A 12,174-nucleotide genomic window follows, 5' to 3' on the forward strand; every position below is an offset into this window, starting at 1 on the left:
AAAACGACCGACTCAACGGTTGTTTAGACGAGATCAACGTAGAGTTTGTTGAACGAGAAGCGACACCGCGATTGCTGATGAAGCTCAGTATTCAGCTGCATCTCGCTGGATTATCTCTTTCGAATACTGTTTTGGGTTCGGTTACTGGATACAGAATGTTCGAAGCGACGGCGATGAATCCGCCGTCGTCGAGACAGACCCTACTCGATCGGCGGTTCCGCAGCGCTAGAGCAGGGCATCGCGAACGACAGTGAACTGATCCGCTAGTCGACATCGTCTCGTCGCCGGTGTCTTCACGCGGGCGTAGTACGTGAGAACGGCGGCACGCTCGTCACTGCCGACGAGCGCGTCACCGAACTGGACGTCGGTCGTGACCTATCGCGAGCGCGAAGACGAGGACTCGCCCTAGTCGTCCTCCAGACGCCGCAGCTGCTCGCGGTGGAGCGTGACGAGCAGATCACTGAGCACGCCGAACATGAGGAGCTGGATGCCGAGGAGGATCGTGAACGCCGCGAAGAGCGCCAAGATGTTGTGCGAGACGCGGACCGTGAACCACTCGATCGCGACGTAGATCGCGGTGACGACGCCGACCGCCATCGATCCCGCGCCGACGCTCCCGAAGTAGAAGAGGGGGTTGTTCGTCTTCGCGAGCTTGTAGAGCGCGAAGATGATGCGCGCGCCGTCGCGGAACGGCCGGAGGTTCGTGTCGGAGGCTCCGGGCGCGCGAGATAGGTGATGTCGACGACCGTCGTCTCGATGTCGAGTTTCGCGCACTCGACCGCCATCTCCGTCTCGATCGCGAAGCCGTCCGCGGTGAGGTGCATCCGCTCGAACGACTCGACGCTGAAGGCGCGATATCCGCTCAGGATGTCCCGGAAGTCGTGGCCGTGGATGAACGCGAACGCGCGGTTGATCACCGAGTTCCCGAGCCCGTTCAGCGTGCTCATCGCCCCGGACTCCATGTCCGCGAAGCGATCGCCGATGACGTGCTCGGCGTCGTCCGCGAGGAGCGGTTCGAGCATCGCGTCGGCGTCCGCCGCGCGATACGTGCCGTCGCCGTCGAGCATCAACACGTAGGAGTCGTCGACGTGCGCGACGCCCTCGCGGACCGCCTGCCCCTTCCCCGCGCCCGACTGCGTGATGCGTCCGCGCCGTGCTCGCGCGCGATCTCGCGGGTGTCGTCGCCCGAGTGGCCGTCGACGACGAGGAACGACTCGAAGCCCTCGGCCCTGAAGTCGTCGATGACGCCGCCGATGGTCTCCGCCTCGTCCAGCGTCGGAATGAGCACGCAGACGTCCGCGTAGTCCGGCATTGCGTTGAAACGCGACGGCGAGACGGAAAAAGGATTGCGTGTTCGCTCGCCGGCGTCTCAGAAAGGACCGAACAGGTCCACGATCCGTTCACGGAGGTGCCGCGATGCCGCCTCCCACGTGTAACGCGCCGCCGCGAGTTCGCGCGCACGCCGACCGATCTCGCGCTGTCGGTCCGGGTCTGCGGCGAGCGTGCGGACCGCCCCAGAGAACCCATCGAGTTCGGCCACGACCAAGTGTTCATCAGGCGTCGCGTCGAGACCGCGCGCGCCGAACGGCGTTGAGACGACGGGCAGACTCCGTGCGAAGAAATCGATCAGCTTGATATTCGTACCGCCACCGGATAGCATCGGATTGAGCGCGATGTCGGCGGCGTCGAAATGCGCTTCGAACCCCTCCTCGACGTACCCCGTCGTCGTGACGTTCGCGGGTGTATTGTCGATCGCGTCTCCCACCGATCCCATCACGAGGAAGTGGACCGCGTCGTCGCGCATCAAGCGTGCGACCTCAACGACGGCCTCCGCGGCCTCCACATTTGGCTTGTAGTTGCTCCCCATGAAGAGGCAGACCGTGGTGTCCGTGTCAATCCCGTAGCGCGTTCTGACGTGAGTGGCGCGCGCGCTGTCCGGCCGGTGGTCGCGCAGCGAGTCCTCGTACGTCCCGTTCGGCGCGACGATCACGGGTCCCCTGGGATCGTAGCGCTCCCGGTAGACGTCCGCGTCGCGCTTGCTCGTGCAGACGATCGCGTCTGCGCCCTCCACGGAGCGGCGTTCAAGTGCGTCGACCCGTCGTGCGACCGCGCCCTCGAAGAACGGTTGCTCGATGTCGCCAAACCGCTCCGTTTCGACATTATGACTGGAGAAGACGACCGGCGTGTCGTCGTCCGTGTGGTTAAGGACGTACGGAGTCTGCCACGGCTCGCGCGAGAGCACAACATCCGCCTTGTCCAGCAAGTCACCAAGACTGTTCGACGCGACACGGAGCGTATGGTGTGCGAGCAAATTCGGATAACCGAGGAGCATCGGCGCCTTCGCGACCTCGTGGAGCGGGTGGAGGTGACGGACCTCGTCGTAGCCATCCGCGATTTCGACGCGGCGACGCAGATCGATCGACTTGTACATCGCCGGTGATCCCCCCTGACAGTACCGAACGACGGTATCCCCCTCGGTCGGGAACTCCTTCACCAGCCCGTGCGTCCGATGGTCCCCCCCCATCCGCGGCGGATACGTGACGTAGGGGGCGACCTGCGTCAGGTGCATCGGGTAGAATGGGGGGAAGGGCGCGTTTAGCCGTGTTGGTTCGTGTGCTCCGAAGCTCTCTCAGTCGCCGAAGCGACTCGTGCCGTCAGATACCACTTCTCGGAGACCCTTCTCGAACTCCTCATAGTCGTACCGTTCCGCGAATCGCTCTATCTCCTCGCTATCGAATGTATCCGCGTTGAAGGAGCGAATCGTCTCACGGAGTGACTCGACCGTCGGCTCGAACGTTACGCCGGTCACACCCTCTTCAACTTGATACCGTGTGAACCCCTCGCCGACACCAATAAGCGGTTTACCCGCACTCAGTGCCTCTGCACCCACAAGACCGAAGTCTTCGTTCTTGGGCGCGTAGACGACGGCTGTCGCCCGTGCGGCTAGCGACTCGATGTCCTCAACGAACCCACGGATCTCAATGTTCTCATGGCCCGCTGCTAGCCGTTCAAGCTGTTCGCGTTGCTCGCCGTCGCCCGCGACGACGAGTCGCTTGTCCAACCCTTGGAACGCCTCAACGATGAGGTCGATCCGCTTCTCCGGGTCGAGACGGGACCATGTGAGGAAATACCCGCCGTCGCCCTCATTCCGCCAGTTCCCGGTGATCGGCGGATAGACGACTTCGGCGTCACGGCCGTAGTAGCGTCGGATACGATCGCGGATCAGCTCGCTGTTCCCGACGAACGTGTCGACGTAGTCGAGCGACTCCTTGTCGAGCGCGCGCCAGACCTTCGCATAGACACGCGCGGCGAACGCGAGCCCGGGGTAGTCGAGACGCTCCATCCGTTCTCGAAAAAGGTCGTAGAGCCATCGAGGGGGGCTGTGCGGATAGTGGACGACGCGCTGATCCACTCCTGGAACGTAATACTTCGAGAGCGGGCCGCTCTCGAGCAGGACGTCGTAGTCAGTGAGCGACGCGACGCCTTCGGTCATGTCGATGGCGACGCTCGCCGGCTCAAGGGGGTTCATCCCGCCGTTCTTCCACTCCAGTAGTCGTCCGGTGAGCCCTGTGATGTACTTCGACTGGCGCATCGCGTACACCTCAACGTCGTCCGGTACGTCGACATCGTCCGCGACGTACATCGTGTAGATCGGCGCGTCAAGGACGCGCGCGGCCTCTATCGCGAAGGTTTCGCTACCTCCGACGGTCGGAAATCGGTCGTGGAGGATGGCGACGTCGAAGTCCGTCATTCTACGTCTCCACGGGACTTCTCGGCGTAGATATTCCAGCTTCGAGTCGCTCCATATACTGTTTGTCGTCTACAGAAAGTGGGATCATATTCTATGCAACCGTTCCGGCTCGCTACCCTTAAGCCTGCGAGTTGTATCGGGACCTCGTCTCTTGTCCGAAGAATTCGTTGGATCATCAAGCCCGTATCAAGCTCTTCACCAGCGGGATCCGTACATCAAATCGGTCCTCAATACTCTTGATGATGTGTAACTCCTCCTCGCCACCGACGAACCGAGCGATACCCAGGAGGTAGACGCTGGTACAGACGAACACGAACGGAACCAGCCACATGATTGAACCCAGCGGGACAACCGAACGAGTGATGACGACTGCAGGGGCGAAAACAGAGAAGCCGATGAACAAAAGAGCCGCCTGCTCCCAATCGATCATTACGACACCCGTCTCAAGATAGACTATAGTCAAAACGCAGATGTCGAGGATCGTGTAACTCGCCAACGTCGCAATCGCAGCTCCGGTAGTTCCGAAGTGGGGAATTAGCACGAGATTCAGTCCCAAATTTGTCGCCGCAGCGAGCGCCGTCATCCACATCACAGAGCGAGTTCGGCCGATCGACGTTAGAACTGACACTCCCAGGCCACTAACGGCGTACGTCGCGATACCTGTAGCCACGATTTGTAACGCGAGCGCGCCACCCACGTATTTCGGCCCGAATGTTGAATGTATTACTTGGCTAGGTAATAATATCATAACGAGAATCATGGGCGTGACTACGCTTGTCACCCACCGTCGAATAGTTCGAAATAAACGCCGAAATTCTTCTGACCGTTCTTCGGCATGTAACTCCGAGAGACTCGGGAGGCCGATAAAGTCCACTGCGGACTTCGGCATCGTTAGTAGCGTTGCCAGTGTGTACGCGACGTTGTAGATAGCGACCCGATTGGACGTAGAGAATGCCGCTATCAAGAACGTATCGAGATCGCGAATAACGAGCCACATAGAGCTCGTCACCACGAGCGGAAGCGAGAATACTAGGAGCTCTCGGAATCTGGTCGGGCCGAGCAGATTGGTGGGCGGGAGATATCGCCGTAAGACGAGCCCACCTGCTAGAAGCCCAGCCACGATGTATGGGATAGCGAATGCGTAAACCCCTGCTAGTAGTCCATATCCCAGAAAGACAACAACTCCGATGAGAGAGATCCGGAGAACCGGTTCAATCACATTATCAATGGCAACGCGAGGAAGAACGCGTCCGTCGCCTCGTGAGAGAGCGATTCCCATCCGCATCACGACTCCGAGCGGAGCGATGAGCGCAAAAATCCGGAGGACCTGCTCAGTTCTGGGTTGCTTCAGTATCTCTTGAGAGATAGGGCCAGCAAACACGGCTGTGAGTGCTGAGATACCGATTGCTGCGGCGATTGACGTGATGAACGCGGTCCGGGCGATTTCCCGCCTCGATTTTGCATCCGAGTATCGTGGGAGATTCCTCACGACTCCCATGTTCGTCCCTAATGGGGCGAGTCGCATCACAGCGGTTACGAACGCGGTTCCAATCACGAGCAAGCCAAAGTCATCCGCTGAGAGGTGTCTGGAGATAGCCACTTTCCCAACAAACGACAAACCGAGATCAAGTATCAGCCCTATACCAACAAGGGATGCCCCCTTGAATAGATTCCGGACCGATTCATTCAGTGCCGGCTCTGACTCATCAGCTGACATGGTATATATTAGGACAGGACCCGATCAATCAACCGTTGCGTCGAATGACCGTCTTGATGATCGAAGAACTCATTCCGGAGATCTGCTCGTTCGTCTACATAGGTGTCGTTTCCAGAGAGTATTTCGTCGATAGCTGTGAGCAATTCGGGTTGCGTGAACGCCTTTCGTCCCGGTGTGACCTCGTCATACTCAAAGTAGAATCCCTTACCAGATGAAAACGAATCGAGATCGTACGGATAGAAGACGATAGGACTGTCCACGAGCAGGTAATCGAAGTAGACGGAGGAGTAGTCTGTAATGAGGACTTCAACCTCCGAGAGTATGTCGTAGATGTCTGTTGATGTAGGGAGTTCCAACACGTGTTCGTAGTCGCCTACGTCAGAACTTTCACTCGGGTGAAGTTTCACCAAGAAAATCAGGTCGTGCTCTTCGCAGAACGATCCGACGGTGTCGAAGTCTAATCCATGGGCGTCAAACTCCGCTCCGTCAGCGCCGTGAGTACCGCGACGCCACGTTGGCATATAAAGGATACAGCGATTATTCGAGATGAACGTCCGCCACTCTGCGTGTTCGTCGAGCCCGTCTAGTTCGCTGTACTCCACATCGTGATACAGGGGATCGTTTCTGGGAGAGCCAGTAACTGCGAGGTCATCGTCGGACAACCCGAATGCCGATGTGAACGTCTGTTTTGGTGTCCCAGAACCGGTTACCGTCACGACGTCCCAGTCCCGTAGAATATAGTCCTGAACCCACTGTCGGAGGGGAGAGAAATCGTCCGTATCGCGTCCGATCTGTTTCAGCGGGTTGCCGTGCCACGTCTGCACGATCGTCGCACCACCGAGCAGCTCCCAACCGACGATATCGTGCGAAATGATCACTGTTCCTGCTCGGAGTAACGTCCATTTAGCACCCAGCGTCCCCCCGCGCTGGACGGGGAGACCATGGTCACTTAACTGGTTCGCTGTTGAGTCCGCTCGGGCGAGCCATACTGCGTCAATATCCTCTCTCTCTCGGAGACCGAGATAGACGTACTTTGGATTCTCTGCGAACCGACCGGATGGATCAGCAGTACAGACAACCAGATCGTCGGACCGGGGAGAGACGTGGGATAACGCGTATACTGAGAACCGGAACAGAAGTTCGATTCCACGGTAAATTTTTCCCACTATAGACATTGGTTACTAGCGAGTTGAATCGTATCACGCAATTGCTCTTCGGTTTGATACCCGACTCGCAGTGAAGACTTCGGGATGTGCCCAACTCTATCAGACATTTCGACCCATTCAGTCATGCACCTATGATTAATTAAGTGCCGAGTGGTGCGGTCACCTATGCGCAGACATTAGCCACGTGCCACTACACCGGCCCGCTGGAGTTGGTCATCGTCGGCCATTCTTCATACTTTTTGCGCGCTTCTGTGAGGTGTTCCGGCGTATTGACTTCGTGACGCGCGGACCGATCGACGAACACCGGCTTAGAGGGAGTTTCCTTGAAGATAATGGGGAACCACTCTTCTTGATTAGCCTCCAGCACCGATTCGGCATCCTCTCGATTGTGGCTGTTAAGGATAAATATTCCGGCCTCCTGATGGCCTCGAATCGAGCCGTACGACTCGATTACGCCCTCATCGTTCCATCGCACAGCGGTCATTTCGTCTTGAATGCCTTCGATGACCGCGACTGCGTTGAAATCATCATCTCTGAGGCATTTATTGTAAGTTTGGATGACTTCTCGGACTGCCTCAATACGGAACAACACATCGCCACACAACAGAAGTACGTCGCTGTCTGGTTCGACGTACTCCAGACCTCGCAAGCACGTGTAGGCGTTCTCCTTCTCTTCCCAATCCGCGACGACGTGATACCGTATCTCGACGTCCCAATTCCCCGCGTCGACGAATACGTCTCGAGGATCGGTTTCATCTTCGAACCCGTACCCGACGACGATGTGAACGCGGTCACAGAATTCCTCGACCATACTGATCTGATGTTTGTAGAGAGGCTGACCGTCGATTTCGATGAATAGCTTTGGCAGATCTGAAGTCAGCGCTCCCATTCGACTACCTTGACCGGCACCGAGAATAATAGCGTCCATCTGATCGAACTCTCGTAGCCAGGTATCTAAGTTCTAGTGGAATCTCGTGTAGGGGGACGACTAGCTTCGATCCGAGACGACTCTCGATACGATCAATAAATCCCAGGACGAATTTATCGGGGCCATCGTTCTGCTATAGTTGCCGCCTATGTCGGTTCAGCTACAGCTCCTTCTCGGCCGCAACCATCCTCGCCAAGCCTTCCTCGACGGAGACTGTGGGCGACCAGCCCAGCGTCTCGTTCAGCTTCGAGGCGTCGCCGTGGATGGCGAACTGATCTCCGGGGGTTCCACCGACGACTTCGACAGGGAAATCGGGGCTACCTGCCTCCTCTAACATACACTCAACCAGCTCTCCGACCGTTGTCGGCGTGCCGGTCGCTACATTGAACGTTTCACCGAAGGCCTCCGGCGCGTTTCTCGTGAGCATCCACGCATCGACCACGTCGTCGATATAGACGAAGTCGCGAACGCGGTCGGTAGATCCTTTGATCACCAACTCGTCTTCGTTCAAAACATACGACAAGTATCTGCTGACCATCCCCTGCGTTCTGTTATCCAAGTTCTGGTTCGGACCGTAGACGTTGAAGAGACGAAAGATGGTCGTATCCAAACCCATGTTATCGAACAGGGTCACGTATGCTTCTGCCCCCCTTTTTCCAGCCGCGTAATACGTCATCGGGGAGTCTTCGGCCGACTCATCGACCGGCAACGACTCAGGTTCCCCATAGACGGACATTGAACTCGCGTACAGCACGCGCTCGACGCCAGTCGATTGACACCACTGTAGGAGGTTGAACGTCCCGTCGATGTGGCTCTCACGGTCGTACTCGGGGTCGTCGAACGAGCCCGGTCCCCCGACTGGGCGCCCAAGTGAAAAGCCGAGTCGACATCGTACGCCGATAGACTGTTGAATGTCTCGCTGTCGGCGATGTTTCCCTCAACGAACGTCGCTTCATCAGGAACGTTCTCACGTTTCCCGTTATGGAGGTTATCTACTACGACTACGTCGTCTCCGGATTCGAGGAGGCGTTCGGCCATCGCCGAGCCGATGAACCCTGCACCTCCCGTGACAAGGACCGTTTCAGTACTCACAGCATCGTATTATCTGAACACTACCTTATATCCGGTGACAATATACTCAATCATGTTTGAGATCCCCCTTCCCCAGCCAAACAGACTATAGTATCACTTATATTCAAAGATAGCCTAAGTCTTTAAGACGGCCCTCGACGTCTACTTCGCGGTGTTTGTCGGGTTGTTCTAGCTCGGGTTCATATGTATGTCGATCAGCCGCAGATGTGGGAATCCACGGGACCTTACGAATACAGGGGAGAAGTACGTCGCGGGGATGGCCGGCGTAGCCGAGTTCACCGATAGCATTTCCGTGGTCGGCAGTAATCGCGACACGCTCAGCGTCGAGATTCTCTAGTAGAATTTCGACGTCGTCGAGAACGTCCCGGAGATTCTGACGGTACGCTGTCCAGACCTCCTCGTGAGTAAGGGACTCCCCAACGCGGCTCCAGATGTCCGCAAATCCCTCTCCGAAATCCTCCGGCCGCGTGTAAACGCCGAGATCGGGATTCGAGACGAACGGGACGTGGGGCTGCATGTAGTGAACGACCATCTTCTCAATGCCTTCCGAGGGGGGGGGACCGCCACGTGTCGATCGCTCGGTCAGTCATCGACCGTGGACAGATCGTGTTCACTTTCTCGTCCCACGCATATCTCCACACCTCGTCAAGGTGGGCGGGCTCAACCTCGAAGACATCGTCCTTCGTGAAGGCATTACCACTGACATATGCCGTCTCCGAGACGTGAGATTCGTGCTTGGAAGCGAACGTCCGATGCATCCAGTCGAGAGACATGCTCCCGATCGACCAGCGCGTTTCGAGGTCATCGGCAGCAGGGAGAAAGTCGTACTCGTCGACTACCTCTCGCATGAGATCGACGCGGCAAGCATCCAAGATGAGAAGGACATCCCAGTCTTCCTCCCAAATCGGCGTGCCAGGATTGTACATCTCCTCCACGAACGTACGGCTGACGCCGGTGAAGCCGTACTGGCCAGTCTTCTGAAATCCGCTATTGAGTCCGTGCAATCCATCTTCGCAGACCTGTTCGTACATGAATTGCGGCCACCTAACGCCAAGCTGAGTTAGCCGTTTGAACCGATGACGTAGACTCATGACTCAACAGAGCTAGCTGAGGGATATAAATCTTCGACACGACCCATACTATACATGTCACACTCTGTCTCAAGATTGGAGCTATCTATATCGCTTAAGCCCAAATGTCAATAACATCGGTACCCCTTCTCACGCCGACTCCACTTGGATTCTAAGTCCTATCTCCTTCACACGTATCCGAGGTCTTCCAAACGCTGTTTCGTCGCGTCATCCACGTCGTCCATGCCGCCGGAGTCCTCGCGGACACCGCGGTCGGTGAACTGGTCGAACGTCGCATCGACGCGTCCCTCGTCGTCCTCTGTACGCCGGTAGCTGCTCTTCGCGTCGTGCGAGAGCACGGTCGCTCGCCGATTACGCCACGAAACGTACTTCGAGACGTCGTCGCCGCTTCCTTCGTAGACAGCGCGCGCATCCCCGTTGAACCGGTATAGGTCGTCCACGTAGCGTCTCGCGCGGTTCTCCATCGGCTCCTCGAGTCCGTGCGACGACACAATCGCGTGGTTCTCCGGGATGAACCGGCGCTCCGGGTCGCTATCGCCGTCAACGACGGCCTCAACGACGGATGGGAACCGCGTGAGCGACGCGACGTCAGAAACGACGGAACGGTCCGTCTCTCCGGGGAAGTGAGCGAGCAGCGGCACATGCGTTAGTACTTCGTGGATACCGGTCGAGTGCGCCGCGACCCGCGAGTCCGGTCGGATTCGGCTTGGTTCCCCGAAGCCCTCACCGTGGTCTGCAGTAACGACGACGAGCGTGTTCTCGAGCTTATCACGAGCCTCCAACTCAGAGACCAACCGTTCGATTTCTGCATCCATCTGATGAATCGTTCCGTCATACAGTCCCTCGAGTGCCCGCCGCTGCCACCAAGGACGTTCCCCGCTGCTGAATTCCCATACTTGATCATCCATATCGCTCTGGAGTTTTCGGAGTTCTTTCCCGCCCCATAGATCATGTTCAGAACTGGGGAGATAGGGGAGGTGGGCATCCATGTAGTTGACGCACGCTGCCCAAGGTTCCGACCGATCAGTCTCCCAGTCGAGGAAGAGGTCAGTATAGGTCGATGCAGGTGTTGACGACGTGATACCGTCGGGAAGTAGATGTGGGTAATCCCACGCAAGCTTAGCGAACACACCATTCGCGAGTGACTGCGCAGGTGCGTCAGCGCTCAAGCAATGCTTCAAATACGAGATATATTGGCCTTGGCCCTCCGAAAGCACGAAATTACTTGGATCAACGGCGTCTGGGAACAGGAGATTTTGAGCACCAACAACCGTGTCAAACGCGTCGCGAAGGCCCACATCCATATCTGACAGCCATGTGTTTTCTGAGAACACACCGGTTGTATAGTTGTAGTTCTTTCCTAGGGTCTCGAAAATCGTATTGTTGGGTTGGAGCTTATGTCTTGCGCGTGTCACCCCATGTTCTACAACGTGAAGTCCGGTAAACATCGAAGTATGACTAGGCAGGCTCCAAATCCCAGGGCTCCGGGCCTGCTCGTAGACGACCGCTTGTTCCGCGAACTCCGATAGGAACGGTGTCGTGTCGTGCTCGTGTCCGTAGAGACCGACGTTAGCCGCGCGGACACTATCCATTACTACGAGCAGAACGTTCGGCAGGTCGCGCGAATCAGTCATCTCTCATCGGTGGGACGTTGGCTTGACTTTTGAACCCATCGGGGTAGTCAAACTCGTTTGACTCCAAGAAGCCGAGTTTGCGACCGACGAGTTTGATCGCGATTGGTGCGACGGTGAGAGGATGGTTCTTAGTCAAGTACCATAACCACTCTGCGTGCGCCGCCGTCGTAAAGTTAGATGTCTCATCGTGATGCGGAACGATTTTTCGCGGGAGGCGCAGTACTCGGGCACCAACGTCCTCACATCTAATCGCAAAATCCGTGTCCCCGCCATGTGGTCGGCTCTCATCAAATCCACCAGCTGCCTGCCAGAGTGACCGATGGAAGATCATGTACCTACCGAGAACCCACCGCATCGGCCAGAAGTCTTCGATTCCGACGAGATGTCTCTCATGCATACTATCTACGAGGATTGCCGTTAGTCTTGTTGGGAATGTGATATCGTCGTCAACAAGTACGATCCAATCGTTGTCTGCTTCTTTGACGCCGCGGTTCCGCGCAACGTTCAACCCGTCGTCAGTACGGACAACGATATCTGCATACTCCGGTGCACTCTCAGACGTATAATTGTCTGGCCGATTAGTCGGAATTACTATTGATATGTCATCGAACACTACACGATCATCAACTGTCCCGTGTGCGTCTGCTGCAGCAAATGCGGCTTTTTGTGGATCGGACTCAAAACCTGCTGGTACCGAGCGTCTTCCCAGATCTATAGAGTCACTCATCAGTTATCCCCGCGGGAGGATCGAATCTCACGCATGGAGGATATGTATTCACATTGATTAAGTCTTTT

9 protein-coding genes and 3 pseudogenes are annotated in these 12,174 nt (G+C 56.9%); 1 reads left to right on the forward strand and 11 read right to left on the reverse strand.

Annotated elements, in window-relative coordinates; all coding sequences use genetic code 11:
- Positions 1–131, forward strand: a pseudogene (locus AOZ13_RS14025) (IS6 family transposase); the annotation flags it as partial.
- A gap of 274 nt (positions 132–405) precedes the next feature.
- Here AOZ13_RS14025 and aglJ read toward each other — a convergent pair.
- From aglJ to AOZ13_RS11355, 11 genes and pseudogenes are all read right to left on the reverse strand, one after another.
- Positions 406–1,312: pseudogene (aglJ, locus tag AOZ13_RS11305) on the reverse strand (S-layer glycoprotein N-glycosyltransferase AglJ).
- Between the two features lie 57 nt (positions 1,313–1,369).
- Positions 1,370–2,569, reverse strand: coding sequence for a glycosyltransferase (locus AOZ13_RS11310; protein ID WP_020221069.1), 1,200 nt, complete (start codon positions 2,567–2,569; stop codon positions 1,370–1,372).
- Between the two features lie 60 nt (positions 2,570–2,629).
- Positions 2,630–3,751: a glycosyltransferase gene (locus AOZ13_RS11315; protein WP_020221070.1), complete on the reverse strand. Its 1,122-nt coding sequence runs from the start codon at positions 3,749–3,751 to the stop codon at positions 2,630–2,632.
- Positions 3,752–3,926: 175 nt separating this feature from the next.
- Positions 3,927–5,468 carry a flippase gene (locus AOZ13_RS11320; RefSeq protein ID WP_021780628.1) on the reverse strand — a complete coding sequence of 514 codons (1,542 nt, stop codon included), beginning with the start codon at positions 5,466–5,468 and terminating at the stop codon, positions 3,927–3,929.
- An 8-nt stretch (positions 5,469–5,476) separates the two neighbouring features.
- Positions 5,477–6,634, reverse strand: coding sequence for a CDP-glycerol glycerophosphotransferase family protein (locus AOZ13_RS11325; RefSeq protein ID WP_159103066.1), 1,158 nt, complete (start codon positions 6,632–6,634; stop codon positions 5,477–5,479).
- Positions 6,635–6,824: 190 nt separating this feature from the next.
- Complete coding sequence (locus AOZ13_RS11330; RefSeq protein ID WP_081641509.1) at positions 6,825–7,562, reverse strand: NTP transferase domain-containing protein; 738 nt, start codon at positions 7,560–7,562, stop codon at positions 6,825–6,827.
- 160 nt (positions 7,563–7,722) lie between these two features.
- A pseudogene (locus AOZ13_RS11335) lies at positions 7,723–8,600 on the reverse strand (NAD-dependent epimerase/dehydratase family protein).
- A 157-nt stretch (positions 8,601–8,757) separates the two neighbouring features.
- A complete protein-coding gene (locus AOZ13_RS14030) occupies positions 8,758–9,186 on the reverse strand; it encodes an LTA synthase family protein (protein WP_148286699.1) in 429 nt (142 codons plus the stop codon).
- A 4-nt stretch (positions 9,187–9,190) separates the two neighbouring features.
- Positions 9,191–9,685: a hypothetical protein gene (locus AOZ13_RS14035; protein WP_049934097.1), complete on the reverse strand. Its 495-nt coding sequence runs from the start codon at positions 9,683–9,685 to the stop codon at positions 9,191–9,193.
- A 227-nt stretch (positions 9,686–9,912) separates the two neighbouring features.
- Positions 9,913–11,379, reverse strand: coding sequence for a sulfatase (locus tag AOZ13_RS11350; protein ID WP_021780633.1), 1,467 nt, complete (start codon positions 11,377–11,379; stop codon positions 9,913–9,915).
- Positions 11,372–12,106 (reverse strand): glycosyltransferase family 2 protein, encoded by a 735-nt coding sequence (locus AOZ13_RS11355; protein ID WP_081641512.1) that lies wholly within the window; start codon positions 12,104–12,106, stop codon positions 11,372–11,374. The genes AOZ13_RS11350 and AOZ13_RS11355 overlap by 8 nt, the downstream gene beginning before the upstream one ends.
- Positions 12,107–12,174: the final 68 nt, after the last annotated feature.

Source organism: Halarchaeum acidiphilum MH1-52-1, from assembly GCF_000474235.1.
Taxonomy (GTDB): domain Archaea; phylum Halobacteriota; class Halobacteria; order Halobacteriales; family Halobacteriaceae; genus Halarchaeum; species Halarchaeum acidiphilum.